Source organism: Streptomyces sp. NBC_00028 (assembly GCF_045041065.1).
Classification (GTDB): domain Bacteria; phylum Actinomycetota; class Actinomycetes; order Streptomycetales; family Streptomycetaceae; genus Streptomyces.
Genome location: NZ_CP108293.1, coordinates 2,587,574 through 2,613,251, shown reverse-complemented (window position 1 = coordinate 2,613,251; position 25,678 = coordinate 2,587,574). Strand labels below are relative to the sequence as shown.

Annotated in this window: 23 protein-coding genes; 8 read left to right on the top strand and 15 right to left on the bottom strand. The window is 70.1% G+C overall.

All coding sequences use genetic code 11. The features are described from left to right. The first annotated feature begins 6 nt into the window (after positions 1 to 6). Positions 7 to 711 (top strand): FMN-binding protein, encoded by a 705-nt coding sequence (locus OG885_RS11535; RefSeq protein ID WP_405730049.1) that lies wholly within the window; start codon positions 7 to 9, stop codon positions 709 to 711. A 2-nt stretch (positions 712 to 713) separates the two neighbouring features. Beyond that, positions 714 to 1,451, top strand: coding sequence for an FAD:protein FMN transferase (locus OG885_RS11530; protein WP_405730046.1), 738 nt, complete (start codon positions 714 to 716; stop codon positions 1,449 to 1,451). Positions 1,452 to 1,454: 3 nt separating this feature from the next. On the opposite strand, the gene OG885_RS11525 is transcribed toward OG885_RS11530, so the two are convergent. Genes OG885_RS11525 through OG885_RS11515 form a run of 3 tightly spaced genes read right to left on the bottom strand, consistent with a single transcriptional unit; the run spans position 1,455 to position 7,890 of the window. Next, positions 1,455 to 4,559: a KGGVGR-motif variant AAA ATPase gene (locus OG885_RS11525; RefSeq protein ID WP_405730043.1), complete on the bottom strand. Its 3,105-nt coding sequence runs from the start codon at positions 4,557 to 4,559 to the stop codon at positions 1,455 to 1,457. Then, the gene (locus OG885_RS11520) at positions 4,556 to 5,842 is read right to left on the bottom strand and encodes a TIR-like protein FxsC (RefSeq protein WP_405730040.1); all 1,287 of its coding nucleotides are present in this window, start codon (positions 5,840 to 5,842) and stop codon (positions 4,556 to 4,558) included. The genes OG885_RS11525 and OG885_RS11520 overlap by 4 nt, the downstream gene beginning before the upstream one ends. 59 nt (positions 5,843 to 5,901) lie before the next feature. Continuing rightward, positions 5,902 to 7,890, bottom strand: a complete 1,989-nt coding sequence (locus tag OG885_RS11515; RefSeq protein WP_405742692.1) for an ArnT family glycosyltransferase — start codon at positions 7,888 to 7,890, stop codon at positions 5,902 to 5,904. 205 nt (positions 7,891 to 8,095) lie between these two features. Between OG885_RS11515 and OG885_RS11510 the strand changes: the two genes are divergently transcribed. The 3 genes from OG885_RS11510 to OG885_RS11500 are packed head-to-tail and all read left to right on the top strand — an operon-like array spanning position 8,096 to position 10,580. Further along, the gene (locus tag OG885_RS11510) at positions 8,096 to 9,211 is read left to right on the top strand and encodes an ABC transporter ATP-binding protein (protein ID WP_405730037.1); all 1,116 of its coding nucleotides are present in this window, start codon (positions 8,096 to 8,098) and stop codon (positions 9,209 to 9,211) included. After that, entirely contained in the window at positions 9,208 to 9,915 is a 708-nt protein-coding gene (locus tag OG885_RS11505; RefSeq protein WP_399950840.1) for an ABC transporter permease, read from the top strand. The genes OG885_RS11510 and OG885_RS11505 overlap by 4 nt, the downstream gene beginning before the upstream one ends. After that, positions 9,912 to 10,580, top strand: a complete 669-nt coding sequence (locus tag OG885_RS11500) for an ABC transporter permease (RefSeq protein ID WP_399950843.1) — start codon at positions 9,912 to 9,914, stop codon at positions 10,578 to 10,580. The genes OG885_RS11505 and OG885_RS11500 overlap by 4 nt, the downstream gene beginning before the upstream one ends. An 18-nt stretch (positions 10,581 to 10,598) precedes the next feature. On the opposite strand, the gene OG885_RS11495 is transcribed toward OG885_RS11500, so the two are convergent. Beyond that, on the bottom strand, positions 10,599 to 11,084 hold the full coding sequence (locus OG885_RS11495) for a carboxymuconolactone decarboxylase family protein (RefSeq protein ID WP_405730032.1): 486 nt from the start codon (positions 11,082 to 11,084) through the stop codon (positions 10,599 to 10,601). A gap of 135 nt (positions 11,085 to 11,219) precedes the next feature. Between OG885_RS11495 and OG885_RS11490 the strand changes: the two genes are divergently transcribed. Then, positions 11,220 to 12,092 carry an RNA polymerase sigma-70 factor gene (locus OG885_RS11490; RefSeq protein ID WP_399950849.1) on the top strand — a complete coding sequence of 291 codons (873 nt, stop codon included), beginning with the start codon at positions 11,220 to 11,222 and terminating at the stop codon, positions 12,090 to 12,092. Between the two features lie 9 nt (positions 12,093 to 12,101). Here OG885_RS11490 and OG885_RS11485 read toward each other — a convergent pair whose 3' ends face one another. The 4 genes from OG885_RS11485 to OG885_RS11470 are packed head-to-tail and all read right to left on the bottom strand — an operon-like array spanning position 12,102 to position 15,918. Then, the gene (locus OG885_RS11485) at positions 12,102 to 12,629 is read right to left on the bottom strand and encodes a GTP-binding protein (RefSeq protein ID WP_399951937.1); all 528 of its coding nucleotides are present in this window, start codon (positions 12,627 to 12,629) and stop codon (positions 12,102 to 12,104) included. A 34-nt stretch (positions 12,630 to 12,663) separates the two neighbouring features. Next, positions 12,664 to 13,089: a DUF742 domain-containing protein gene (locus OG885_RS11480; protein ID WP_399950851.1), complete on the bottom strand. Its 426-nt coding sequence runs from the start codon at positions 13,087 to 13,089 to the stop codon at positions 12,664 to 12,666. Positions 13,090 to 13,111: 22 nt separating this feature from the next. After that, positions 13,112 to 13,561 carry a roadblock/LC7 domain-containing protein gene (locus OG885_RS11475; RefSeq protein WP_399950854.1) on the bottom strand — a complete coding sequence of 150 codons (450 nt, stop codon included), beginning with the start codon at positions 13,559 to 13,561 and terminating at the stop codon, positions 13,112 to 13,114. Continuing rightward, positions 13,558 to 15,918, bottom strand: a complete 2,361-nt coding sequence (locus OG885_RS11470) for an ATP-binding protein (RefSeq protein WP_405730027.1) — start codon at positions 15,916 to 15,918, stop codon at positions 13,558 to 13,560. The genes OG885_RS11475 and OG885_RS11470 overlap by 4 nt, the downstream gene beginning before the upstream one ends. A gap of 327 nt (positions 15,919 to 16,245) precedes the next feature. Here OG885_RS11470 and OG885_RS11465 point away from each other — a divergent pair, with 327 nt between their 5' ends. Next, positions 16,246 to 17,160 carry an ABC transporter substrate-binding protein gene (locus OG885_RS11465; RefSeq protein WP_399950860.1) on the top strand — a complete coding sequence of 305 codons (915 nt, stop codon included), beginning with the start codon at positions 16,246 to 16,248 and terminating at the stop codon, positions 17,158 to 17,160. Positions 17,161 to 17,230: 70 nt separating this feature from the next. On the opposite strand, the gene OG885_RS11460 is transcribed toward OG885_RS11465, so the two are convergent. The 7 genes from OG885_RS11460 to OG885_RS11430 all read right to left on the bottom strand — a co-directional run bounded on the left by OG885_RS11460 (position 17,231) and on the right by OG885_RS11430 (position 25,241). Then, positions 17,231 to 18,646 carry a glycoside hydrolase family 43 protein gene (locus OG885_RS11460; RefSeq protein WP_405730024.1) on the bottom strand — a complete coding sequence of 472 codons (1,416 nt, stop codon included), beginning with the start codon at positions 18,644 to 18,646 and terminating at the stop codon, positions 17,231 to 17,233. Between the two features lie 116 nt (positions 18,647 to 18,762). After that, the gene (locus OG885_RS11455) at positions 18,763 to 19,362 is read right to left on the bottom strand and encodes a GTP-binding protein (RefSeq protein ID WP_399950866.1); all 600 of its coding nucleotides are present in this window, start codon (positions 19,360 to 19,362) and stop codon (positions 18,763 to 18,765) included. Then, positions 19,349 to 19,711 (bottom strand): DUF742 domain-containing protein, encoded by a 363-nt coding sequence (locus tag OG885_RS11450; protein WP_405730021.1) that lies wholly within the window; start codon positions 19,709 to 19,711, stop codon positions 19,349 to 19,351. The genes OG885_RS11455 and OG885_RS11450 overlap by 14 nt, the downstream gene beginning before the upstream one ends. A 1-nt stretch (position 19,712) precedes the next feature. Next, positions 19,713 to 20,135, bottom strand: a complete 423-nt coding sequence (locus OG885_RS11445; protein ID WP_059195721.1) for a roadblock/LC7 domain-containing protein — start codon at positions 20,133 to 20,135, stop codon at positions 19,713 to 19,715. Positions 20,136 to 20,146: 11 nt separating this feature from the next. Continuing rightward, positions 20,147 to 22,471, bottom strand: coding sequence for a nitrate- and nitrite sensing domain-containing protein (locus OG885_RS11440; RefSeq protein ID WP_405730017.1), 2,325 nt, complete (start codon positions 22,469 to 22,471; stop codon positions 20,147 to 20,149). Positions 22,472 to 22,536: 65 nt separating this feature from the next. Then, positions 22,537 to 23,556 (bottom strand): substrate-binding domain-containing protein, encoded by a 1,020-nt coding sequence (locus OG885_RS11435; protein WP_405730014.1) that lies wholly within the window; start codon positions 23,554 to 23,556, stop codon positions 22,537 to 22,539. Between the two features lie 185 nt (positions 23,557 to 23,741). Continuing rightward, entirely contained in the window at positions 23,742 to 25,241 is a 1,500-nt protein-coding gene (locus OG885_RS11430; RefSeq protein WP_405730011.1) for an LCP family protein, read from the bottom strand. A 158-nt stretch (positions 25,242 to 25,399) separates the two neighbouring features. On the opposite strand from OG885_RS11430, the gene tatA reads away from it, so the two are divergent. Further along, a complete protein-coding gene (gene tatA / locus OG885_RS11425) occupies positions 25,400 to 25,630 on the top strand; it encodes a Sec-independent protein translocase subunit TatA (RefSeq protein WP_405730008.1) in 231 nt (76 codons plus the stop codon). Positions 25,631 to 25,678 lie beyond the last annotated feature (48 nt).

Below are 25,678 nucleotides of genomic sequence, written 5' to 3'. Positions count from 1 at the left end.
GAGATCGTGAAGCGAGCCATACCTGTAGTCGTCCTCAGCATCGCCGGCCTGGTCCCCGTCTGGCGCTACGAGCCCTCGATAGGCGGCAGTACGACGGAAGCGGCGCCGACCCCGTCGTCGTCCTCCTCCTCTTCCTCCGGGGGCTCCTCGTCGGGCACGGTCGTCAAGGGCACGACGGTGAACACCGAGAAGGGCCCGGTGGAGGTCCAGGTCACTTTCGACGGCGAGAAGATCACGGCCGTCAAGCTGCTCCAGCAGCCGAACCATCCGCAGACCACGGCGGCGGTGCCGAAGCTGGTGGCGGAGACGCTGGAGGCGCAGAGCGCGGACATCGACACGGTGTCGGGCGCGACGATCACGAGCGAGGCCTACAAGGAGTCCCTCCAGGCCGCGATCGACAAGAACGCGAAGTCGGCGTCGTCCCCGACACCCACGGCCTCTGAGACAAGCACGTCCCAGACGATCGACGGCTCCGCGCTGAACACGGAGAAGGGCCCCGTCCAGGTCCAGGTGACCTTCGAGGGCGACAAGATCACGGCCGTGAAGATGCTCCAGCAGCCGAACCATCCGCAGACCACGGCGGCGGTGCCGAAGCTGGTGGCGGAGACGCTGGAGGCGCAGAGCGCGGACATCGACACGGTGTCCGGTGCGACGATCACGAGCGAGGCCTACAAGGAGTCCCTTCAGGCCGCGATCGACGCGAAGGGCTGATCATGCACAGGGTCGAGCACGTCATGGGCTTCCCGGTGTCGTTGCGCGTCGACGACGAGGGCGACTTCGAGCGGACCGCTGACCTGGTCTTCTCCTGGCTGCACGAGGTCGACGCCCGCTTCAGCCCGTTCAAGCCGGACAGCGAGGTGTCCCGGCTGGGCCGCGGCGAACTGGCGGAGTCGGAGGTCAGCGAAGACCTCCGCCTGGTCCTCGACCTGTGCGAGCACTACCGGACGGCGACGGGCGGCGCGTTCGACGTCCGTCTGCCCGGCCGGGGCCTCGACCCCTGCGCGGTGGTCAAGGGCTGGTCGGTGCAGCGTGCGGCGGAGCTGCTCGCGTCGGCGGGCGCGCGCCGCTTCGTCCTGAACGCCGGCGGCGACGTGATCGCCGCCGGCGGCCCCTGGCGCGTGGGCGTACGGCACCCCGAACACGCCGACAAGCTGTGCACGGTGCTGTCGCTGACGGACGGGGCGGTGGCGACGTCCGCGCGCTATGAGCGCGGGGATCACATCATCGACGGGCGTACGGGGCGTCCGGCCACGGGGTTGCTGAGCCTGACGGTCGTCGCCACCTCCCTGACGGAGGCGGACTCGGTGGCTACGGCTGCGTTCGCCATGGGGGCGGAGGGCGTGGACTGGGCGGCCTCCCTGCCGGGCGTCGAGATGTTCGCGGTGAACGCGGAGCGCAAGGTGGTGCGGACGGCGGGGTTTCCCACGGCGGAGGCGGAGAGCCGTTCCTGAGCCCTACTGGTGGTCCTCCGGCCTTTCCGGAGTGGCGAGCACCTCTTGCAGGTCCGCGTGACGGAACTGGTAGACGGAGCCGCTGCGGCGTAGCACCCCGAGGGCGTGAGCTTCCTCCAGGAATCTCATCAGGCGCCTCGGCCCCCGCCCGGTCAACGCCAACCACCCGGCGACGACGTAATAGCGGGGGGACGCCCTGCCGCGCAGCATCAACGCCGACGCGGGGACGGCCGTGAACAGGCAGGCGGGGAGCCACACGAGAGGATTCCAGGTCGTCGGCGCGAAGGCGGCCATGGTGGCCACACCGACGAGGACCGGTGGCAGCATCGCTGACCGAAAGTCCAGCCGCAGGCTCCGCCTCGGGCTGAGGGCGTCGGTCGATCGCCGTGACCGTCTGCGACGCGGCAGGGAGAGCACACGGGGCTGCGGTGACCGCCTGGTGGCGAGGACGACCAGCGCCAAGAACACTCCGGCGACGGTGAGGAAGAAGATGCGAGAGCCCCCCTTGAGGGAGAGGGCCAAGCTCAGCAGCGGAGTGGTGAGGACCAGTGCGACGCTCCCGAGCCGGAGCCGCAACGCCAGGGAGCCGTAGACCCGATGAAGCTCCCACCAGGCGAAGTCCCGCGTCTGGAGCCGGTTCATGTGCCCCGCCAGGAATGTCAGCCAGCGCCTGGCCTTGGCGGGTGGCGTGCGCCTGGGATCGATGGCGCGGTAGACGGAGGGAATGAAGCCGTCGAGCAGATGTTGTCGCAGGCGGTCGCGGTCGGTGAACTCCAGCAGATCCAGGGGATCGGTCGAGGGGTCCCGATAGACCTCTCTGGCCATGCGGAGCATGAAGGGCGTGCTCAGGACCTTGGTCAAGGGGTGGGACGGCCGGTCTTGGAGGAAGTCGAATACCGGATTCCACCGCCTGTCGCCCGGTAGAAGGTCCTGTTGGAGATAGCGGAAGGCATCGGCCGTTCGGAGTGGTTCGAGCTCCAGGACCGTCGCTCCCCGCAAGGGGCGGCCGCCCTGGCGGATGACCTCCTCGTATTCGTCGGTGCGTGAGGTCAGCACGTACGGCGTCCCCGATGAGTGGTTCAACGCCTCGATCGCCAAGGCGCGGGTCTCGGGGGGAAGTTCGTCCAGGCCGTCAAGGAAGGGAAGGATCCAGCCCCCGTGTACCAGCAGGCTCAGCGTGGCCCATTGGAGCTGGGTCGAGAGCGCGGGGTATTCCCTGCGCAAGTGGTCCATGATCCAGCCGGCGAGCGTCCGGTCGCGCGGATCCCATGAAACCAGCGACAGCATCACCGGTACCAGGAAGCGTTCGTCCGGAGTCCGCGTCTCCAGCAGGCTGGCCGCCAGTCGGTAGGCGGCTGTCGTCTTGCCCGAGCCGGCTGGTCCGAGCAGGACAAGCCGTCCGTCCGGTACGGAGTCGAAGAGGCTGCGCGGCTGGCTCAACAGGTCGCCGTAGGTCATGGGCATGCGGCCGGGATCCGAACGAGACACCATTCTGCGGCTGAGGGACCATCGGAGCGGGAGCGGGCGACGATCGTCGATGTCGCCCCGTGCCAGCTCCCAGAGCAGGTTCCGCTGCACAGCCAGGGCCAGCGCATCGGCCGCCCGCAAGAGTTCGGGGTCCAAGGGCGACGGCCCCCGGTGCGGCTCCTCGTCGATCGGAGGGAGCACCAGCACGGCCTTCTCGGTCACCGCACGGCGGTTGATCACCTCGGCCACCGCCCCCACCCCCTCGGCCGTCAGCGCGGCTGCCTCCGCCCGCCGGGGCGGCGGCACCAGGAACTCGGGCAGGCCGTCCGGGGAACCGTCCGGCAGGGTGACGGGCAGGAAGCGGTCCGGATAGGCGTAGAAGACGTCCCGGAGCTGCGTTGCCTCGTCGTCCGGGAGGCTGCGGTAGCTCGGCGAGGACACCGGCAACACCAGCTCCGCGCCCAGGAGTTGCTCCCGCTGCCAGCGCGGCCAGTCCTCCTGGCGCTGGCCGGGTGGCAGGTCCAGCCGGGCGTCGATGCCGTAGCCGCGCAGCAGGAACCACAGTTCGCGCACAGCCTCGAAGTGGTCGGGGGAGTCGTAGGCGTAGGTGATGAAGACGCGCCTGCCCGGCCGCCCGGGGCCGCTCGGTGCCGGTCCTGTCGGTTCCAGGGGCACGTTGCGCATGAACTGCCGCAGCAGACCCCGGCGTTCCTGCTCCTCCAGCGGCCTGACCTGGGTGACCTCCTGGTCGCTGAGGTGGGCGACCAGGCGCTCCGAGGCCGCGAGCATACTGGCGGGGCGCAGGGGCTCGTCCCTGACGGTCGCGAGGATCTCCTCGTAGGCGTAACTGGGCTGATACGGCACCTCTACAGCGCCCCAGTAGGCCTCGGGGTCCGGCACATGAGACAGGTAGCGTCCGAACTTGGCCCGCGCGTAACGACGCCCCTGCTCCAGCCGCTCGGCCTCCCCGTCATCGACCCGCATCGGCACCGGGAACATACGCAGTTGGTTGCCCGCCCGCTGCCGGTGCACCGAAGCGGCCACCGCCTCCGCGCCGTCGATGGCCTGACTGCTCAGGGTGAAGCAGTTGACCAGGATGTCCGGGAGCTGGACGGTGCAGATGCCCGCGGTGTCGCTGAGTCCTGTACGGCTGTCGATCAGGACGTAGTCGTAGTGCTCCCGCATGCTGCGCTTGAGGGCCTCGATGAAGCCGCCGCCGCCGAGCCGCTCGTAGAAGTTGTTCCAGTCGAAGGTGGCCACGAGTGTGGAGTACAGATCGTCCTGGCGGCCCGCGGGGACGAGGTCGATGGATCCCGGTTCGGCGAAGTCGTGCTCCACGGACACGGCGTACGGCTGGATCGCGGCGAGCGGCTCATGCCAGTCGGGCCCGTCCGGGGTGGCCGGGTCGGTGGCGGCGGTCGCGAACTCCCACACCAGGTCCATGATTCCGGGCGACGAACGCAGTTCGCTGTCGGGGAGGAACGGGTGGAAGTAGCGGTGCAGGCCCGGGGCTTCGAGGTCCCAGTCCACGACCAGGACCCGCTTGCCCCGTGAGGCCAGGATCCAGGCCGCGTTGGCCAGGGCCATGGTGCGTCCGGTGCCGCCCTTGTACGAGTAGAAGGTGACGATCCGCGCCCTCAACGCCCCAGCCCTCCGGGTCCGGTGAGCACCGGCCGGAACTGCGGCCCGGCCTCGTTGACGCGGCGTACGACCTCGGCCATGCGCATGATGCGTCCCTGGATCTCGATGAGCACCTGCCCGAGGACCCGCTCGAAGTCCTCCATCGACGGCAGGTCGCCCCGGAAGGCGCCGCCGCCCGCTTCCATCCAGTTGCCCAGACTGGCGTAGAGCCGGTTGTAGAGGTGAGTGCCCCGTGGTCCGTTGCGCAGCTCGTCGAGGTCCGCGGGCATCAGGATGACGGAGTTGCTCGACCGGGTCCGATCGAGGCGGGCGAACAGCTCCTGGAACGACTCCAGTTCGACCGATCGGGGATCGACGATCAGCACGACCAGGCACTGGCGTTCCGTCGGCCCGTCGAGGAGCGTGAACAGCGAGTCGTCGGCGGGCACCACCTGCGACTCCATGTCGCGGGTGTAGGCCACGCCCTGGGCGCGCACGACGATGCTGCCCGATGAGGCCGGGTGATACGGCCTCCAGTCCACCAACTCCTCGCCGTACATGTCGAGTTCGGCGTGCGCCACGTTTAGCATGTCGTCCCGTCGGCCGACCGCCACGACGAACACCACCTTTCTGGCACCCCTGCCGGCACGCGCCGCGGGGATCCGCCCGTTCGCGAGGCCGGGCCGCTCGGCCGGGGCGAAGGCGTTGGGCAGCGAAAGCAGGTCGGGGACCGGGTGCGGGTCCGGTGGGGTCGCCGCCGCCTCCAGGACCATTTCCGCGTACCGCTCCAGGAAGTCGAGGTACTGGCCTCGGTAGTCGCGTCGCCGGAGGAGGGTCTTGAGCCCGAACTGCTTGTACTCCTTCCCGAACAGGTCCCGGGAGTCCTGCAGTTCGTCCGCCACCGGTGGCAGCTCTCCGCGGGGCGGCAGCCACCACACCGGAACGATGCTGTGCGGCCGGTGGCCGGTCGTCTTGTGGTGGGCCGCCAGGCGGGTGGAGAAGGCGGACCACTCCTGGCCGCTCACGTGGCTGCCGAAGTAGTGCGGTGAGTAGACCGGCACGAAGACCAGACACTCCGCCAGGGCCTCACCCAGAGCGGTCGCCCATAACGTGCCGCTCGGCTGGTTCCGGTCGATGAAGCCGACCGAGTCGAGGGGGAGGCCGCCCCGGCTGGACAGTTCGCGGCAGAGGTCCTCGTAGAACCGGTCCAGATACACGTCCACGAGATCGGAGCGCGCGTAGCTGAAGAAGAAGTGCCGCACCTGACCCCACTCGCCGTCGATGCCCGTCCGGTGGCGAGACACTACTGGAAAACGCCGGGGCGGACCGCAGGTCGCGGTCCGCCCTCGGTTCGTACCGTGTGTCAGTCGACGTCCGAAGCGTCCAGTCGATACAGCCCGCTGTAGTCCGACACCGCCGTGCCGTTCTTCTTCACCCACGTCGAGATCTCGGAGTTCGCCGAACCCTGGCCGCTGTCGCTGACCACGATGTAGTGGAGCTTGCCCGCCTTCACCAGGCTCTTCAGCTTGGTGAGGGTCATCGCGTCGTCGCTGCCGGACCAGCCGCCCATGGAGATGACGGGCTGACCGGACTCCAGGATGATCGAGGAGGCCGTCTGGTCGGTGGCGACCGCGACCAGCCAGGTGGCGCCATCCTGGTTCTTCTTCAGGTACGTGATCATCGCCGACGAGACCTGGGTGCCTCCGCCGCCCATGCCGCCGCCTTCGGGCCGGGTGGAGTTGGCCGTGCCGCTGGGAGCCTCTCCGCTCGGCCGCTCACCGCCCCCGCCAGTCATACCGCCGCCTCCGCCCATCCCCATCCCGCCGCCCGTGCTCGGACCCGCCGTCGGGTTCGTGCCGTTGGTGCTCGCGGTCGTCGCCGCCGACACCGAGTACGCCGCGGGACCCGCCAGCAGGGCCACGACCGCGGCCAGCGCCGCGCAGCCCATCAACCGCTGCCGCCTGGTGAAGCGGCCCAGCAGCAGGCCCAGCACCGCCGCCGCACCCGCGACGCCGGCGACCACCTCCGCCACCGTGTACAGCGTCCCGGAGCCGGACACCCGCTGGAGCAGGACGACCGCCCAGACCGTGCTCGCCGCGATGGCCGACGGCAGTACCCACGCCCATTTCGCCGCCGAACCCTCCACGAAGGCCCGGTAGAGCATGACCGCGCCGATTCCGGCCAGTGCCGCGATGCCCGGGGCCATCGCCGTGACGTAGTACGGGTGGAAGGTGCCCTCCGCCAGGGCGAAGGTCAGGTAGTGGAGGACGAACCAGCCGCCCCACAGCAGCACCGCCGCCCGCTTCGCATCCGTGCGCGGCGCACGACCGCGCAGCACCAGGGCGCCCACCAACGCCACCAGCGCGAACGGGATCAGCCATGAGATCTGACCGCCCATGATGCTGTTGAACAGCCGGTACAGGCCCGCCTCGCCGCCGAAGCTCGCCCCGTTGCCCTGCGAGCCCACCGACGAACTCGCCCCGAAGATCCGGCCGAAGCCGTTGTAGCCGATGACCAGGTCCCACACCGTGTTGTCGGTCGAGCCGCCGATGTAGGGGCGCGAGGAGGCCGGGATCAGGTCCACGACCACCATCCACCAGGCACTGGAGACCACCAACGCCACCGTGCCGACCACCAGGTTGCGGATACGGCGGCCCAGCGAGCCACGCGCAGCCCAGAGGTAGACCGCGAAGAACGCGGGCAGCACCACGTACGCCTGCATCATTTTCGTGTTGAACGCGAACCCGATCGCCACGCCGGACCAGACCAGCGGCAGCAGCCGGCCCGTGCGCACGGCCTTCAGCAGGGCCGCAGCGCCCAGCAGCATCAGGAAGACGAGGATCGGGTCCGGGTTGGTGTCGCGGTTGATGGTCACCGTGATGGGGGTCAGGGTGAGGGCCAGCCCGGCGATCGTCGCCGCCACCGCGCCGAAGTCCCGCTTGACCATGCGGTACAGCAGCGCCACCGAGCCCACCCCCACGGCCACCATCGGCAGCGCCAACTGCCAGGTGCCGTAACCGAGGAGGCGGGCCGACAGGCCCATCACCCACAGGGCGAACGGGGGCTTGTCCACCGTGATGAAGCTGCCCGCGTCCAACGCCCCGAAGAAGAACGCCTTCCAGCTCTTCGTGCCGGAGTAGACGGCCGCGTCGTAGAAGGAGTTGCCGGTGACGGAGGACAGGTTCCAGGCGTACAGGGCCGTCGCCAGGACCAGGACCGCCCAGAGGGCGGGGCGGGCCCAGCGGGGGTCGTCGGGCGCGCCGGTGAACACACGGCGCAGGCGGTCGCTGCGGGCCGGGGGAGCGGCGCGGTGTCCGCGCTCTCGGGCCGGCGGTGGGGCGAGGGTCGTCATGGCGGTGACGATCCGGGCCATGTCTGGGGGAACGCTGAGCCGGTCCTGAGGGAAGGGTGAGAATCAGCGGACTCACAGATCACGCACAGCCAGCACGGCGTCTTCGCAGGTCCGAAACACGACGGGTCTAGACTCACCGGAACGACCGGTCCCCCTGGGGCCGAAAACGGGCAACTCATGCCAGACCCGAAGGGTATTCGGCGTTTTGATACGGATAGATTCAGTCACCAAGCGCTACCCGGACGGCACGGTGGCGGTCGACCGGCTCTCGTTGGAGATACCCGACGGTGCCATCACCGTCCTCGTAGGACCCTCGGGTTGCGGCAAGACCACCACCCTGCGCATGATCAACCGGATGATCGAGCCCAGCGAGGGCACCATCCTCATCGACGGCCAGGACAGCCGGCAGCAGCCGGTCAACACCCTGCGCCGGTCCATGGGATACGTCATCCAGAACGCCGGCCTCTTCCAGCACCGCACCATCGTCGACAACATCGCGACCGTGCCCCGGCTGCTCGGCTGGAAGAAGGACAAGGCCCGCGAGCGCGCCCGGGAGCTCATGGACCGGGTCGGGCTCGACGGCTCGCTCGCCAAGCGGTACCCGTACCAGCTCTCCGGCGGTCAGCAGCAGCGCGTCGGCGTCGCCCGGGCGCTCGCCGCCGACCCGCCCGTCCTCCTCATGGACGAGCCGTTCTCCGCCGTCGACCCTGTCGTGCGCAAGGGCCTCCAGGACGAACTGCTCCGCATCCAGGAGGAGTTGGGCAAGACCATCGTCTTCGTCACCCATGACATCGACGAGGCCGTCAAGCTCGGCACCATGGTCGCCGTGCTGCGCACCGGCGGCAAGCTCGCCCAGTTCGCGCCACCCGCCGAGCTGCTCACGCACCCGGCGGACGACTTCGTGGAGGACTTCCTGGGCGCGGACCGAGGTGTCCGGCGCCTCTCCTTCTTCCCGTCCACCGGGCTGGAACTGACCATGGCACCCGTCGTCACGGCGGGCGGCGGCACCGAGGGAGCGGACACCGACGCCGAGTTCCTCCTGGTGACGGACGCCGACGGCAGACCGCTCGGCTGGACCAAGCCGGCGGACCTCGCCGCTGCGGACGGCCAACTGCTGCCCTACGGACGCCCGTTCGTCGCCGGTGCCGACTCGCTGCGGGCCGCGCTGGACTGCGCGGTGCTCTCGCCCACCGGATGGGCCGTGGCCGTGGACACGGACGGCAAGGTGACCGGCGTGGTGTCCCAGCAGACGATCGCCCGGGCGATCAGGGGCGCCCACGCCGAGGGCCGTACGGACGCGGACGCGAAGGTCACCGGATGAACTGGGACCGCCTCTTCGACATCCCCAGCGACCTCCAGCACAGCTGGCTGGGCCTGGTCGGCCTGCATCTGCGCGAGGCCCTGCTCCCCGTCCTCGCCGGGCTGCTGATCTCGCTCCCGCTGGCCCAACTCTGCGTCCGCTTCCGCTGGTTGTACCCGCCCGTGCTGTGGGTGACGACCATCCTCTACGCCATCCCCTCGCTGGCCTTCTTCGTCCTGCTCATCGACTACACCGGCCAGACCGAGCTGACGGTGATGATCCCGCTCACCGTCTACAGCCTCGTCGTGCTGGTCCCGGCGATCGTCGACGGTGTCCGCTCGGTTCCCCAGGAGACCCTCGCCGCCGCGACCGCCATGGGCTTCGGCCCCGTACGCCGTTACGTCCAGGTCCAGTTGCCGATCGCGGTGCCCGCCATCATCGCGGGCCTGCGGGTCGCCACCGTGTCCAGCATCAGCCTGGTCAGCATCGGCAGCATCATCGGCAACCAGGGCGCCCTCGGCAATCTCATCAACGACGCCAACATCTACAACCGGCCCGAGCTCGCCGTAAACGCCGTACTCAGCATGGCGCTGCTCGCCCTCCTCGCCGACGGCGCCCTGGTCGTCGTACGACTGGTGCTGACGCCGTGGATGCCGCGCCGGGTGACGCGTACGAAGACGAGTGCGAAGGCGAGTTCGAGGACGATGACGAAGGAAGTCTGGTGAACTTGTTCCACTTCATCGACGCGTTCTTCAGCGACGGCGCGCACTGGCACGGCTACGACGGCATCCCCACCCGGCTCGCCGAACACCTCGGCTACACCCTGGAGGCGCTGGGCCTCGCCGTCCTGATCGGCCTGCCGGTCGGTCTGGTCACCGGCCACTACGGCCGTGGTGGCAACGCCCTCTCCCTCGTCGCCACCGCGTGGCGGGCCCTGCCCACCTTCGGTCTGCTCGTGCTGCTGACCCTGCTGTACGGGTTCGGCCTGATCAACGTCATGGTCCCGCTCGTCGTCCTCGCCGTGCCGCCGATCCTCGTCACCACGTACGAGGCGATGCGTTCCGTCGATCCCTCACCGGTGGACGCGGCGCGGGGCATGGGCATGAGCGAGGCCGGGGTGCTGTTCCAGGTCGAACTGCCCGCCGCGCTCCCGCTGGTGCTCAGCGGGATCCGCTCGGGAGCCATCCAGATCGTCTCGACGGCCACGATCGCCGCGTACGTCGGGCTCGGTGGGCTCGGCCGGTTCATCATCGACGGGCTCTACCAGCGCGACTACGAGAAGGTCGTGGGCGGCGCCACGCTCGTCGCCGGGATGGCGCTGGCCACGCTCGCCGTGTTCTGGGCGGTGGGGCGGGTCGCGGTGTCGGCGGGGGTGCGGCGCAGCGCCTGAACACTGCGCCGCCGCCGGTCAGTTGGACAACGACGTGAACATCCCGGGTTCGTAGTCCCCGCCCTGCTTGTGCACGATGACGTTCATCCGGGTGGCCGCGTTGATCAGCGACACCAGGCAGACCAGCGCGCCCACCTCGTCGTCGTCGAAGTGCCTCCGCACCTCGGCCCAGGTCTCGTCCGTGACGCCCTGGGCGGAGTCGGCCAGCCGCGTACCCTCCTCGGCGAGGGCCAGCGCGGCCCGTTCGGCCTCCGTGAACACGGTGCTGTGCCGCCAGGCGGAGACGAGACCGAGGCGCAGCACGCTCTCACCGGCCGAGGCCGCCTCCTTCATATGGATGTCCACGCAGAAGCCGCAGCCGTTGATCTGGCCGACCCGCAACTCCACCAGCTCGCGCAGGCTCTTGGGCAGGGTGGACTCGTCCAGGGCCAGGGAGACGTTGTAGAAGCGCTTGGCGATCTTCGCGGCGGTCGGGCTGTCGAACAGGTTGAAGCGGGGTTCCATGACGTCGTCCTCACGGTCGGATCGGCTTGACGAACACGAGACGCCGGCCGCACGGACCGTGTGACAGCGGGGAGTTGTGACGCAGGCCACTGGCGGCGGTTGTCACAGGGACGCCGAGGGCGGCGTCCAGTGGGTATGGACACACAGGACGCCACCGACGCCTTCGTCGCCCATCGGAACCTGCTCTTCACCGTCGCCTACGAGATGCTCGGCTCCGCCGCCGACGCCGAGGACGTCCTCCAGGAGACGTGGCTGCGCTGGGCGGACGTGGACCACGCGACGGTCCGTGAGCCGCGCGCCTACCTGGTCCGTACGACCACCCGCCAGGCCCTGACCCGGCTGCGCACCCTGCGCCGCCGCAAGGAGACCTACGTCGGGCCCTGGCTGCCCGAACCCCTGCTCACCGCGCCCGACGTCGCCGAGGACGTCGAGCTCGCCGACAGCGTCTCGATGGCGATGCTGCTGGTCCTGGAGACCCTGACACCGACCGAGCGGGCGGTGTTCGTGCTGCGCGAGGTGTTCGCTCTGGGATACGACGACATCGCCGAGGCCGTCGAGAAGAATCCCGCCGCCGTCCGGCAGATCGCGCACCGCGCCCGGGCCCGTGTCGCCGCACGCCGGCCGCGCGAGGTGGTCTCCCCGGCCGAGACCCGGGGCGTCCTGGAGGCGTTCCGCGGGGCTGTCGAGACGGGCGACCTCCAGGGACTCCTCGACATGATCGCGCCGGACGTCGTCCTGCTCACCGACGGCGGCGGAGTCGTGCAGGCCGCGCCGGCGCCCATCGTCGGCGCCGAGCGGGTGGCCGAGGTGCTGGGCCGGGTCAAGGGCCTGCTGTCGATCGCGCCGACCCGGATCAACGGCTACCCCGCGCTCACCCTCCGCCAGGACGGCGCCCTGCACAGCGTCCTGGCGGTGCGCGTCGACGACGGCCTGATCACCGGCCTCTACGCCGTGCGCAACCCCGAGAAGCTGTCACGACTGGACCGGGAGACCGCGGTGAGCCGGTGAGCCCGTGACTCATGCTTCGGTGCGGGCCAGCGCCAGTTCCAGGACGACGAGCAGCGCGTCCCGCACCGAGCCGGTCTCCCGTGCGTCGAAGACGACGACCGGCACATGGTCGGCGACGTCGAGCGCCCAGCGGACCTCGTCGAGGGTGTGCTCGACCTTTCCGTCGAAGGCGTTGGCGGCGACCGCGAACGGGATCCGCTTGTGCTCGAAGTAGTCGACGGCGGCGTAGCAGTCGTCCAGGCGGCGGGTGTCGACGATGACCAGACCGCCGACCGCGCCCTCGACGATGTCGTCCCACATGAACCCGAACCGCTCCTGCCCGGGTGTGCCGAACAGATACAGCTTCAGGGTCGGGTCGATGGTGATGCAGCCGAAGTCCATCGCGACCGTGGTCGTGGTCTTGTGCGGGGTGAGCGAGAGGTCGTCCACCCCCGCCGCGACCTCGGTGATGGCGGCCTCGGTGGTCAGCGGCTCGATCTCGGAGATGGAGCCGACGGCGGTGGTCTTGCCGACGCCGAAGCCGCCCGCGATCACCATCTTGACCGGCAGCGGCGGTCGTACGCCGACCGGTTCAGCCGTTGTCGCCGTTGTCACGGAGTACCTTTCCGGAGTCGGGGATGGCGCGCAGGCCATCGATCAGTCTGCGCAGGACGGAAGCGTCGTGCGTGGCGTCGGCGTCGGGCACGTGCACCGTCAGCCGCCCCTCTTCGCGCAGGTCCTCGGCGAGGACCCGGACCACGTTGAGATGCAGCCGCAGCCGGGCCGCGAGTTCCGCGATGGACTGCGGCCGACGGCAGGCGGCGACGATGTCGTGCTGCTCGAAGGAGAGCCCGTCGAGCGCGCCGAGCCCCTCGACGGTGGCCACCACCTGGGTCTCGACGGGCATGGTCCGGCCGGACGGCCCTGCCGCGACCCGGCCGGCGGTGACCAGGAACGGTCGCACGGCGGGGGCGGGACCGACCGGGTCGGATCCCGGGGGTATGGAGCCGTCCGCCATGGCGTGTCCGTCCTGGTCCGGGTCAGAGGGCCGACGGGGAGCCGACGCTGTTCTTCAGCGCGAGCACCAGCTGAGGGCTGAGCGCGGTTCCCGCCCGGTTGGCGAACACCGTCATCTCGTAGGCGATGTTGCCGAGCTTGGCCTCCTTGTCGGTGACCACGCCGAGGACGGCGCCGCTGCCGATCGCGGAGACCAGGACATGGCCGCCCTCCAGGTCGATGATGACCTTGTTGAGGCCGCCGAGACCGTAGTTGCCGGAGGCGCCCGCCGCCAGGCTGGTGATGCCGGAGACGATCGCGGCGAGGCGCTCGGAGTCGGCGTGCTCACGCAGTTCGGAGACCGCGATGAGCAGCCCGTCCGAGGAGACGGCTATGGCGTCGACGACGCCCGCGGTCTCGGTGGCGAAACGATTCAACAGCCAGGTGAAGTCGGCTGCGGCGGCCTGCAGTTCGGCCGGGGTCGGCTCACTCACTGCTCCGCTCCTTCCGGGAGGTGGTTCTGGTCTTGCTTGCGGGGGGTCGGGTAAGGGGTGGATCCCGTGTCGCCGCCGGTGTCGCGGTGGGCGCGCTCCACGGCGGCCTCGAACTCGTCGAGGGCGGAGCGGACGGCCTCCGCGTCGGCGGGACGGGCTTCCTGGCGTACGACCGGCTGGGCGGCCGGGCCGGGGGTGGTGGCGTGGAGCGTGGCACCGCGGACGCGGCGGCGCAGCGGACGGGAGGCGCCGGGGGAGTCGGGGGTCTGCGCGGCGGTCGGTTCGCCGCTGCGGGCCTGGGGGATGAGGACGGCCTGCTCGGCGGTCTCCCGGCGGGGGATCCGGCGCGGGAGCGGCCCGGTGGGGTCGTCGGCCGCGGGCCGCGGGCCGGCGTCGGTGTGCTCGGCGGCCGGGGTCGTCGGCGTCGGCGCCTCCACGACGGCCGCCGGCAGCAGCAGCGACGACGGCAGGGTCACCTCGGCCGTGACACCGCCGCCCGCGGTGCGGGTCAGGGCGACGGAGATCTCCCAGCGCCGGGCCAGCGTGCCGACCACGAACAGACCGAGCACCTTGGTGGGCACGAGGTCGAGGCGTTCGCGGCGCACCAGGCGGACGTTCTCCTCGGCGAGCCGCTCGGCGCTCATGCCCAGGCCGTGGTCGGCGACCACGATCACCGCGCCGTCGGCCGCGTTCTGCACGGTCACCTCGACCGGGCTGCCCTCGGGCGAGAACGACACCGCGTTCTCGACGAGTTCGGCCACCATCAGGGTCAGGTCGCCGATGACGTCCGGCTCGACCAGGACCTCGCTGCGGGCCTGCAACTGCACCCGCCGGAAGCCCTCGATCTGGCCCAGCGCGGCCCGTACGACGTTGGTGAGCGCGGCCGGGCCCGAGCCGAGGCCGGTCTCGCGGATGCCGGCGAGCAGCATCAGGCTGTCGGCGTTGCGGCGCAGGCGGACCGCGATGTGGTCGATGCTGTAGAGGCGTTCGAGCAGCTCGGGGTCGGTCTCGCCGCGCTCCACGGCGTCGATCAGCGCCAGCTGCCGGGAGGTCAGGTTGCTGACCCGGCGGCCGACGTTGCCGAACATCTCGGCGACGTTGCGGCGGCTGAGCACCTGGCGCTGGAGCAGGGCGACCGCGGTGGTCTGCACATGGTTGAAGGCCTCGGCGAGCTCGCCGATCTCGTCGCGCGCGGTGACCGGCATCGCGCCCAGCCGCGGCGGCCCCTCGTCCTCGCCGTCGTCGTCCGCCACCCGGGCCAGCTCGCGCTCGGCGACCTCGGCGACCTGCTGGGCGGCGCCGGTCAGCGCCTGCACCGGGCGGACCACGGAGCGCCGTACCGCCACCGAGAACGCGAACCACAGCACGAACCCGAGCAGGGCGAGGCCCAGCAGCAGGACCGCGTTGCGCAGGGCCTCGTCGGATGCGCGGTCGGCGCGGTCGGCGATCTGGTCGATGAGGCTCGCGGTGATGCCGAGCCGGATGCTCGCCTGCTTGCGGTACGACGGGTAGGAGTCGAGCGCCTTCTGGAAGGCCGCGTGCACCGCGGCGGGCGAGTCGGCCTGCAGGGAGCTCGGGTCGATCTGGAGTTCGGCGTACTGCCGGTCGATGACGGCCTGGGCGCTGTTGTGCGCGATCCCCGCGAGCTGCTCGGTCTGCTCCTCGGTGGCGAACCGGGCGAAGCGGTCGGTCTGGTGGGTGTACTCGTCGTGGGAGCCGACGGCGCCGATGAACTCGATGAGCGCGTTGGAGTCGCCGGTCGTCGCGGAGAAGACGCCGGTCTCGAAGGCGCTGTGGGCGGCGTCGGCGCGCAGCAGCGAGTCGAGGAGGTTGCCGGTGAAGGTGGCCGAGAGCGCGGAGTTGCGGTCCAGGCCGAGGCCGTCGATGACGCCCTTGGCGGCGCTGGTGTAGGCCGGGTCGATGTTGTCGGCGGGCAGATAGGCCTGTTCGACGGTGTCGCGCAGGCTCTCCAGGCCGCTGATCTCCTTGAGCGCCTGGGCCTCTTCGGCCGGCAGCCGGTCGCCGAAGGTCCTGCCGACCTTCTTGGCCTGCTGGTCAACGGCGAGCTGGGCGTCGCGGTAGGCGTCCTGCGAGGGCGTGCCGCCGTCGTTGGTGGACTCGTGCCGCACCGAGAGCAGGATGGCCTGCTGGTGCTCGGCCTCCAGACGGTCCACCAGCGTCGCGACCTCGGTGCTGTCACGGACGAGCCGGGCCGCGTCCGCCGCCTCGGAGGACCGGCCGACCTGGTCGCTGATGAGGTAGGCGAGCAGGATCGCGACCACGGTCAGCGGCACACCGACCAGGAGGTTGAGCTTGCGCCTGAACGTCCAGCGGTCGGCGGCATCCCGTATGGACAACAGGCCTCCTTCATGTCCGATTCTGATCGCTTCCGGGCGGAGACTATCGCCTCTTGGGGATGTGGATCATGTAACCGTAAGTCAAGAATCCATTACAAGCTGGGCGTGCCGCCTTGCGGGTTGATTTACTCGGTGTTCACAACGGGCAATGCATTGACGCCAATTGGTGACCAGGCTGCTCTTGACTGATCAAGAACTGGCTGGATTGGATCAGTACACGTGTTTGTCCCGCACCAACTGCCTGTGCCCATCAGCCCACAGCCCGGAACGGCAATCGTGACTCCCAACGCCCCACGCAGCAGGTCCCTCCGGAAGCATCCCGGCGCGATGGCCATCGCGCTCGCCGCCGCGGCGGCCCTGCTGGCCGGATGTGGCTCCGACGACGGTTCAGACCCTCTGGCCGAGGACACCGGCAAGGCGGCGAGCGGCGACACCGTCGTCGTCGGCTCCAACAACTTCGCCGAGAGCATCCTGCTCGCCGACATCTACGGCGAGGCCCTGAAGGCCAAGGGCATCAAGGTCACCTACAAGCCCAACGTCGGCTCCCGCGAGGTGACGTACGGGCTGCTGAAGAACGGCTCCATCACCGTCCTGCCCGAGTACAACGGCTCGCTGCTGGCGTACCTGGACGCCAAGGCGGAGCAGAAGTCGGCCGACGAGGTCAACGCGACCGTCAAGACCAAGCTCGACAGCAAGCTGACGCTGCTGGAGTCCTCGCCCGCCGAGGACAAGGACTCCGTCAGCATCAACGCGGAGACCGCCAAGAAGTACAGCCTCACCGGCGAGTCCACCCTCGCGGACCTCAAGGACGCGGCGCCGGACCTGGTGATCGGCGGCTCGCCCGAGTTCCAGACCCGGCAGCAGGGCCTCAAGGGCCTGGAGTCGGTGTACGGCCTGAAGTTCAAGTCCTTCAAGGCGCTCGACGCGGGCGGTCCGCTGACCGTGGCGGCGCTCAAGAAGAACACCGTGCAGGCCGCGGACATCTTCACCACGGACCCGAACATCACCAAGGAGAAGTTCGTCGCCCTCCAGGACCCGGAGAACCTCTTCGGGTTCGCGAACGTGACCCCGCTGGTCTACAAGAGCGGGCTCTCCCAGGAGGGTGTGGACGCCCTCAACGCGGTCTCGGCGAAGCTGGACACCAAGACCCTCCTGGACCTGGACTCCCAGGTCCAGCTGGACAACAAGGACCCGCTGGACGTCGCGAAGGCCTGGCTGAAGACGGCCGGCCTGACCTCCTGACGCACGCGCTGACACCCGGCCGCTGACGCGCACCTCGCGTCAGCGGCCGCGGTGTTGCCGTGGGGGATGCTCAGTAGCCGACGTAGAACGTCGCGTCCTGCTGCTCGGTGCTGGTGGAGATCGGGTCGATGCGCAGCAGGTAGTTGGAGTGCCGGATGTAACGGGTCGGGTTGTTGTACGAACGGAACGACGACCACGAGGAGTTGGCGAGGCCCGCGGTCCGGTAGAACGTCGCGTCGGCAGCGAAGGTCGACGTGCCGTCGTTGGCGTCCAGCCGCAACGCGTAGTTGTAGTGGCGCAGATAGCGGGTCGGGTAGTTCACCGACTGGAAGGACACTCCGGACGAGTCGGCGAGGCCCGGCACCAGCTTCCACTGGGAGTCCGGGTACGGGTCGAAGGCGTAGGCGTCTATCCGGCCGACGTAGTCGGAGTGCCGGACGTAACGGTCGGGGTAGTTGTAGGACTTGAGCCGGTTCCAGGCCGGCGTCCCCCACTTGGCGATCAGATTGCCGTACTCGGTCGAGGTGATCGGGTGGATCGTCAGGTGCTTGGAGTTGAGCGGCTGGGTGTAGAGCTTCTGGTCGAGGGCGGTCCAGGTGCCGGCGGCCAGACTGCTGGTCTGCCAGGCGTAGAAGACGCCGTTCGGGGACCAGGTGTCACCCCACAGGTACCAAGTGGTGCTCGACGTCAGGGACTTGACCAGCGTCGGCGCCTCGGTGCCGCCGTGCGAGACCGCCGTGCTGAACTCGGTGAAGCTGCCCGGGTTCAGTGAGGTCGAACGGGCGCCCACCAGCGTGGAGTTCTTCTTGAAGTACAGGTAGTTGTAGCCGCCCACGCCGACCGCCATGTCGCCGTCGATGACGTCGTAGCCCGGGTCGAAGAAGACCTGGGGGCTGCCCGCGGTCACGAAGTCGCTCGTGTAGTTCACCATGATGACGTTGTGGCCGCTGGAGTTGACGGCCGAGTAGATGACCGCGTACTGCCCCCGCCCCGCGTCCCAGAACGCCTCCGGCGCCCAGCTGTGGGTGTTCATGTCGTGCAGCTTGACGCGCCGGTAGCCGGTGAAGGTGCGCAGGTCGGTGGAGTCCCAGACATGGATGTACTGGCTGACGTACGTCCAGTCGGTGCCGTACAGGTCGGTGGCGAGCACCACGAACGTGCCGTCCTGCTTGCGCAGGATGAACGGGTCGCGCAGTCCGCCCGAGCCGGCGGTCGGGGTGGCGACGGGGGCGTTCTGGTTGAGCGGGGTCCACTGCAGACCGTCGGTGCTGACGGCCAGGTGGAGGCCGTAGTTGGCGGCCAGCATGTCCGGGGACTCGGTGAAGTACCCCATGACGTACGCCGAGTCGGCGGCGTGCGCGGTCCCGGCGCCGAGCGCCAGCGCACCGGTCGCGGCGAGCGGCGCGGTTGCCGCCATGCCGAGGAGGCGGCGACGGGAGAGACGGGGGCCGGAGGGGAGGGGAGCGGGGGGCGGCTCTGCGGGCATGGAGCTCTCCAGATGGTCGATATATCGAACTCGGTTCGATGAGGCGAATGGAAAGTAGAGGGACGTGAGTTGCCCGTCAATCACTCCGGCACGGATGGCGGATTTCCGCCGACGACCTATGAGGACGCTGTGTCCCCGACCGCCGACGCGATCAGCAGATCGAGCAGGGCGATCAGCACATCCCGCGACGACTCCCGCTCCCGCGCGTCGCACAGCACCACCGGCACCCCCTCCGGCAGGGCGAGGGCGTCCCGGATCTCCTCGGGCGGATACGGGTGCTGCCCGTCGAAGCCGTTGACGCCCACCACGAAGGGGATCCCGCGCCGCTCGAAGAAGTCGACGGCGGCGAAGCTCGACTCCGGGCGCCGCACGTCGATCAGCACCACCGCGCCGAGCGCGCCCACGGCCAGGTCGTTCCACATGAACCAGAACCGTTGCTGCCCCGGGGTGCCGAACAGATACAGCACCAGCCGGTCGTTGACGGTGATCCGGCCGAAGTCCAGGGCCACCGTGGTGGCCTTCTTCCGCTCGATGCCGACCAGATCGTCGATCCCGAGCCCGGCCACCGTCAGCGGCTCCTCCGTGCGCAGCGGCACGATCTCGCTCACCGACCCGACCATCGTGGTCTTGCCGACACCGAACCCTCCGGCGATCAGGATCTTGACGGCGTCCGGCGCCACGGGGGTCTCGGCGCCATGCGCTTCAGAGCCGGCCAAGGCCGTCCCTCACTTTCTGCAACAGGTCCAGGTCCAGGGTGCGGGGCGAGACGGGGGTCGGCGGATGGACGGTGATCAGGCCCGCCTCCAGCAGATCGCAGAGCATGATGACGACCACGCTCACCGGCAGGTCCAGCAGCGCCGCCAGCTCCGCGACCGCGACCGGGCGGGCGCACCGGCGCAGGATGCGCGCCTGCTCGGGCTGCGGCCGGGGCGCACGCTCCGGCGGCGGGTCCACCGCCGTCACCATGGCGATGAGGGTGAAGCAGGCGCGGCTGGGCCGGGTCCGTCCGCCGGTCAGCGCGAAGGGCCGGACCAGCCGGCCCGCCGCCGCGTCGCTTTCGCTCACCTCACGCGCCGGTCGGCCCGAGGCCGGTCCGCGGTGCCGCGCTGAGGTGCTCGCCGATCTTCTTCACCAGCATGTTCATCTGGTACGCCACCACGCCGACGTCGGCGTTCGGCCCGGTCAGCACCACGAGATGGGCGCCGGGTCCGGCCGAGGTCAGGATCAGGAAGCTGTTGGCCATCTCGATGAGCGCCTGACGCACCGGCCCGCCACGGAAGTCCATGCTGACGCCCTTGCTGAGACTCATCAGCCCGGACGCGGTCGCCGCAAGCCGCTCGGCGTCGTCCCGCAGGAACCCGGTGGACTTGCTCACCACCAGCCCGTCGTCGGAGAGCACCACGGCCTGGGTCACGTCCGCGACCCGGTCCACGAGTCCGGTCAGCAACTGGTCCAGCGCGGTGTGCGTGGCGGGGGTGGGGCGTGTCATGGCGATGTCCTTCATGAGCGGTCGGTGTGGGGAGTGAGGGGGGCGGCCGGTTCCTCTTCCCGGGCCTGGAGGGTGCCGCGCTGGAACCCGGCGAGCGAGGAGGCGGCGAGCTCCGCGGTGAAGCCGTCGGGGTCGTCGTCGACGACGACGGCCGGCGCCTCGTCGCGCAGTTCCGCGGCCAGACTGGTCTGGGGAACGCGCCGGGGCAGGGGCGAGGGCGCGGTGGCCGCGGTGGCTGAGGCGGGTTCGGCTTTACGGGACTCAGTGGTCGATGTCGTACGGGGTGTGGGGGCCGCGGTCGTACTAAGCCCGGGGGCGGAAGTCGTACGAGGTGCAGGAGCCGGAGTCGTACGAGGTGCGGCGGGCGAAGTCGCCCCGGGCTCCTCCTCGGAGGGGCCCGCCTCCTCCTCCCGCACCAGCACCTCGTGCGGGATCAGCACGATCGCCGTCGTCCCGCCGTACGGCGACGGGCGCAGCGTCACCGTGATGCCGTGCCGGTCGGCGAGCTGGGCGATCACGAACATGCCGAGCCTCAGGTCGTCGGCGAGGGCCACCACGTCGAACTTGGGGGCCTCGGCCAACTGGGCGTTGAACGAGGCGTAGTCCTCCTCCGACAGACCGAGGCCGCGGTCCTCGATCTCGACGGCCAGGCCCTTGGCGACGACCGCCGCCCGTACCCCGACCGGACTCGGCGCCGGGGAGTACAGCGTGGCGTTCTCGATGAGTTCGGCCAGCAGATGGATCACGTCGGCGACGGCGGGCGGCGCCAGCGACAGCTCCTCGTCGGTGTGCACCTCCACCCGCTGGTACTCGGCGACCTCCCCGACCGCACTGCGCAGGATGTCGATCAGTGCGACGGGCTCGGTCCAGCTGCGCCGGGGACGGCCGCCGCTGATGATGACGAGATTCTCCTCGTACCGCCGCAACTGAGTGGCCGTGGAGTCGAGTTCGTACAGGCCCGCGAGGATGTCGGGGTCCTGGTGCCGGCGTTCGAGGGTGTCCAGGCGGCTCAGCTGGAGGTTGACCAGGTTCTGGCTCTGGCGGGCGATGCCGAGGATGACCTTCTGGAACCCGCGCCGGGTGTCGGCGAGTTCCACGGCGGTCTCCACGGCCGTGCGCTGCGCGGTGTTGAACGCCCGGGCCACCGCGCCGAGTTCGTCGGCGCCGTAGTCCAGCTCGGGCGCGGCCCGGTCCACGTCGACCTTCTCGCCCCGGTCGAGACGGGCGACCACGTCGGGCAGCCGCTCGTGGGCGAGGCTGAGGGTGGCGACCCTGAGACCGCGCAGCCGCCGGGACAGGGAACGGGTGATCCGCCAGGACATGCCCACGCACAGCAGCAGCGCGACCAGCCCGCCGGCACTCAGCGAGGCGGCCGTCAGCAGCAGGTCGTCGGCTTTGTCGGCGCTGCGGGTGAGCAGGCCCGAGGTCTGCTGCTGGATGAGGACCGAGTAGCGGGCGGACACCTTGTCCATCGCGGCCGTCCACCGCTTTCGCGCGTCCGGCAGCGCCACCCGGCCGGTGGCGTCGGTGGGGCGGGCGGCGAGCACCTGGTCCTCGACGGAGAGCAGGGTCTGCCACTCCTTGCTCGCCAGGATCCGCTCGGTCTCCGCCTTCGCCTCGCCGGTCAGCGCGGGCACGATCTGGTCCTCGACCAGCCAGCGACGGGTGTTGACCAGCTGCACGAACTGCGTCCAGGCCTTCTCGTCCAGATGTCCGTCCGGCCAGGCCAGGGTGAGCTGCGCGTCCTCCTGGGAGGTCAGCTCCGCCGCGTGTTCGAGGGCGACGAGGGGTCCGGCCTGTGAGGTGAGGTCGCCGTCGTCGACCTGGGAGAGCTCCTGGAAGGCGTGGATCTGGCCGTCGACGATCGACGTGTACTGGTCGAGGAGCTGTTCGGCGGGGATGTCGGCGGGGGCGTCCACCTGGTCGCGGTAGTACTCCAGGCTGCCGAGCGAGGCGACCACGGAGTAGAGCCGCTCCGCGACCCGGTCGGGCGCCCGCTGGATCTCCTCGGACCGGCCGACGAGCTTCGCGACCGCCCGGTCCGTCTCGGCGCGCTGCCGCTCCAGGGCGGCCCGCGAACCGGGCACCCTCGCCAACCAGGCGGCGGACAGGGCACGTTCGCCCTGGAGGGCGAGGGTGGCCTCGGTGCCCATCGCGCCGGTCGACCGGCTCAGCTCCGTCTGCGAGCGCAGCGTGAGGCCCTCGGAGAACATCTGGGTCGTCGTCACACCCCACATGGCGGCGAGGGTGACGCTGGGCACCAGCGCCAGCAGGATCAGGGAGAGCCGTATGGAGCCGAGACGGCGCCGGCGCCGGGGGCCTGTCCGTTCAGACATGGTCGTCCTTGGGCGATCAGCAGGGAGGGGGAGGTGGGGAGTTCGAGCGGAGGCAGGGGGCGCGCTCAGCGGGTTCCGGCGGCGGCGAACTTCGCCACGGCCGCGACATTGGCCCGGGTCACGAAGGCGGGACCGGTCAGTACGGGTGCCACCCCGCCGCCGCTGACATTGCCGTTGGTCCGGTACAGCCACAGCGAGTCGACCGCGAGATAGCCCTGGAGATAGGGCTGTTGATCGACCGCGAACTGCACGTCACCGCGCTGCACGGCGCGGGTCAGCTCCTTGCTCAGGTCGAACGTCGCGACCCGGGCCCGACTGCCCGCCGACTTCACCGAGTCGACCGCGTCCAGCGCGAACTGCGCGCCCATCGTGACGACTTCGTCGATGCCGGGGTCCTGCCGCAGCCGGGCCGTGAGGACGGCGTCCACGGCCTTGGTGTCGGTGCCCTCCACGTACAGGTTCTCGGTCTCGCCGCCGAACGTCTTCTTCACCCCGGCACAACGCGCCTCCAGGGCGACATTGCCCCGCTCGTGGATGACGCACAGCGCGTGTTTGGCCTTGAGCCCGTCGAGCCGGTCCCCGACGGCGGCGCCCGCGACGGTCTCGTCCTGGCCGAAGTACTGGAGCAGCCCCTGAGCCTTCCAGGCGTCGATACCGGAGTTGAGCCCGACGACGGGAATGCCCGCCGCCCTGGCCTCGGCGACCGGTGCCTTCATCGCGTTCGGCTTGGCCAGCGTCACCGCGATCCCGTCGACCTGGTCCCCGATGGCGTCCCGCACCAACTGTGCCTGCCGCAGCGGGTCGGAGTCGCTCACGTACGTCAGGTCGACGCCGTCCTTCGCGGCGGCGGCCTCCGCCCCCTTGCGCACCAGCTCCCAGAAGGCGTCGCCCTCCCCGCCATGGGTGATGAGCGCGACCTTCATCGACGCCTTCGCCGCGGCGGCCCCCGGGTCGAGGCGCGCGTCGTCGGAGGTGGCGGAACCGGAACAGCCGGTGAGCAGCAGGAGAACGCTCGCGGTCGCGAGGGCGACGCGCACGGATCCGGCGGATCTGGAAGATGCCTGGGGTGGGGGAGTGGTGATCATGAGGGTGCGGCACCTCACTGTGCGGCCGAGCAGGTGGAACGCGAAAGCGAGGCCGAAACGCGGGTGTGCCTCGACCTGTTGAACTTTCACTGGTCCGGAGCCAACCGTGTGTGACCGCCGGTAGTCAAGTGATCAGCCGCTTGTAGTGACTTCTCGGTGCCGCATCGTGATGGTCGCCGCCGATCTCAGCCGTAGGACAGGTTGGAGCAGGGGTTGTCGTCCGCCGACCGGGCGCCGTCAGCGACCGTGCTGGGGACGGCCGTCGGGGAAGCGCTGGGTGTGCTCGCGTACGACTGCCCGAGTACGACGCTGATCCCGGCGCCCGTGACGGACTCCAGCGTGGCGCCCGGGAAGGCAGCGGCCACTGTCCGGGCCCCGGACTCCTCCCCCGGGCCGTACTCGACGAGGGTCGTGGGGTGGTCCTGGCTGCTCGCGGTCGCCGTACCGGTGACGGTGAAGCCGTCGGAGGTGAGCGTGGCGGCGGCACGGGCGGCGAGGCCCGTGACCGTGGTGCCGTTGTAGACGCCGACGTCGATGCCGGTGCCGGAGACGGGAGTGGGGGAGGCCGTCGGGCTCTTCTTCTTCCCCGTGGCGCTCTTGCCGTCGATGGTGCGGTCGGCCTTCAGGGCCGCCCACAGGGCGTCGGCGTCCGGTTCGACGATCGCGACGCGCGAACCCTCGTACCGCCAGGGGAGGGTGACGAACTTGGTGTTGTGCAGGTCGACGTCCTTGAGGGACATCGCGAAGGAGATGAGCTTGTCGGCGGAGCCCAGACCGGTGTCGACGGTGAGGGACTTCGTCGCCGCGTCGGCCAGCGGCAACAGGTGGGACGGGGTGAGGCCCTTGCTCTTCACCTCCTTCAAAAGGCTGGCCACGAAGGCCTGTTGGCGCTTGATGCGGCCGATGTCGGAGCCGTCGCCGATGCCGTGCCGGATGCGTACGTAGTCCAGGGCCCGCTGCCCGGAGACGGTCTGCACGCCCTTCTTGAAGAGCAGCTTGCCGGGGGTCGTCCGATGCGGGTTGAGATCGTTCTCGTGGACGTCCTGCGGCAGACACACCCTCACCCCGCCCACCACCTCGGTGAGCCGGGCGAAGCCCTTGAAGTCGACGACGACCGTGTGGTCCACGCGCAGGCCGGTGAGGTGCTCGACGGTGTTCTGGGTGCAGGCCGGGTTGCCCTTGGCCGTCTCGCCCACCGAGTAGGCGGCGTTGAACATCGTGTCGGTCTGTGTCTTCGTCCAGCTGCCGTCGGGCAGCTTGCAGGGCGGGATCGTGACCAGGGTGTCGCGGGGGATGGAGACCGCGAGCGCGTGCCGGTGGTCGGCGTAGACGTGCAGCAGGAGCGTGGTGTCCGAGCGCCCTATGTCGTCCTTGTTCCCGCCGCCGAGCGCCGCGTTGCCGTCATTGCGCGCGTCGGAGCCGATGAGCAGGACGTTCTCCCCCTTCGAGGAGCCCGCCCGGGGCCGGTCGTCGGAGACCCCGCCCGAGTCGAAGGTGCTGATGTTCCCGTCCAGCTTCAGATACAGCCAGCCCGCGCCGGCGGTCGCGAGGACCAGCACCGAGAGACAGACGACCAGCGCGACGCGTATCCGGTGACCCCGGCGGCGGCCCGCCCGGCGACGTCCGCCCGGCCGCTCCTGCCGGTGCCGCGAGGGCGCCGGCCTCCCTGTACTGGTGATCGTCATCCGCGCCCTTTTTGCAAATTGCTGGGAATTGTCGCCTAAGTCCCGGTTGTACAGTTGCGCACGACAGCAACCGTCATCCGACGGGCGGTCGCCGCGGCAAGTGTGCGCGACCGACGTAAGAGCGAGTTGAGAAGCCTGGCGAGAGGGAGGGCGGGGCCGTGCTCCGTAACGGACTGGAACCCTGGCACCTGCTGATAGTGGCGATCGTCGTGATCGTGCTGTTCGGCTCGAAGAAGCTGCCCGACACCGCGCGGGCGCTCGGCAGGTCCATGCGCATCCTCAAGAGCGAGGCGCAGGCGATGAAGGACGACCCCGCGGCTCCGGAGCCGGTACGGCAGACGCCGACAGCGCCTGAGACGCCGGTGGAGCCGCCCGTCGCCACGGGCTGAGACCGGTCGGCTCAGGCGACCGGCAGGACCGGTCAGCTGAGACGGACC

Bases quoted from the DNA above. Each gene is read 5' to 3' on its own strand.
- OG885_RS11515 (WP_405742692.1), bottom strand. From the start codon at position 7,890: ATGACGACCCTCGCCCCACCGCCGGCCCGAGAGCGCGGACACCGCGCC.
- OG885_RS11435 (WP_405730014.1), bottom strand. From the start codon at position 23,556: ATGATCACCACTCCCCCACCCCAGGCATCTTCCAGATCCGCCGGATCC.
- OG885_RS11530 (WP_405730046.1), top strand. From the start codon at position 714: ATGCACAGGGTCGAGCACGTCATGGGCTTCCCGGTGTCGTTGCGCGTC.
- OG885_RS11505 (WP_399950840.1), top strand. From the start codon at position 9,208: ATGAACTGGGACCGCCTCTTCGACATCCCCAGCGACCTCCAGCACAGC.
- OG885_RS11465 (WP_399950860.1), top strand. From the start codon at position 16,246: ATGGCCATCGCGCTCGCCGCCGCGGCGGCCCTGCTGGCCGGATGTGGC.
- OG885_RS11480 (WP_399950851.1), bottom strand. From the start codon at position 13,089: ATGGCGGACGGCTCCATACCCCCGGGATCCGACCCGGTCGGTCCCGCC.
- OG885_RS11490 (WP_399950849.1), top strand. From the start codon at position 11,220: ATGGACACACAGGACGCCACCGACGCCTTCGTCGCCCATCGGAACCTG.
- OG885_RS11485 (WP_399951937.1), bottom strand. From the start codon at position 12,629: ATGGTGATCGCGGGCGGCTTCGGCGTCGGCAAGACCACCGCCGTCGGC.
- OG885_RS11495 (WP_405730032.1), bottom strand. From the start codon at position 11,084: ATGGAACCCCGCTTCAACCTGTTCGACAGCCCGACCGCCGCGAAGATC.
- OG885_RS11445 (WP_059195721.1), bottom strand. From the start codon at position 20,135: ATGACACGCCCCACCCCCGCCACGCACACCGCGCTGGACCAGTTGCTG.
- OG885_RS11430 (WP_405730011.1), bottom strand. From the start codon at position 25,241: ATGACGATCACCAGTACAGGGAGGCCGGCGCCCTCGCGGCACCGGCAG.
- OG885_RS11440 (WP_405730017.1), bottom strand. From the start codon at position 22,471: ATGTCTGAACGGACAGGCCCCCGGCGCCGGCGCCGTCTCGGCTCCATA.
- OG885_RS11460 (WP_405730024.1), bottom strand. From the start codon at position 18,646: ATGCCCGCAGAGCCGCCCCCCGCTCCCCTCCCCTCCGGCCCCCGTCTC.